At 59.7% G+C, this 496-nt stretch carries 1 protein-coding gene; it reads left to right on the forward strand.

What is annotated here, in order from left to right:
* The coding region (locus ALO43_RS03815; protein ID WP_328586968.1) for a type III effector HrpK domain-containing protein at positions 1 to 496 on the forward strand (496 nt) is incomplete at both ends.

Here is a 496-nt window from a genome sequence, read left to right on the forward strand (position 1 = left end):
GATCAGGACAGTGATCAGGTGTCCCCAATGACATCGGTCTCAACAGCCAACGCGTCACCTGCGGCGGCTGCCTCCGACCCGGCAAATGCTCCCAGCGCTACTGATGCCGCGTTTCTCGATAACTCCGAATACTCTTCGCCCGAGGCCCTCAAGCGCTGGGATCCGATGGTCGCCCATCTGCCGCCCGAAGAACGCGAGCAGGCGGCAAAAGAACTCAACCGGCCGATTGCGGCCGCCTGGATGGCCAGAGAGCACGGCCCCAATGCTGACAAGGCGATGGCGTTCATCAACGCCAACCCTGCGTTGAAGACGGCTGTGGACGTCGGCAAGGATGGCGGTAATGCGGATGGGAAAATCACCAACAAAGACCTCAAGGCGTTCGCCAAAAATATGGAGAAGGCGGCCGACAATGCCGACAAGGACTTGGCCAAGTACATGGAAGATAACCCCGGCGCTGATCCTCAATCCCTTGAAATGGTGCGCAGCGCAGCGGTGA

Source organism: Pseudomonas tremae (assembly GCF_001401155.1).
GTDB lineage: Bacteria > Pseudomonadota > Gammaproteobacteria > Pseudomonadales > Pseudomonadaceae > Aquipseudomonas > Aquipseudomonas tremae.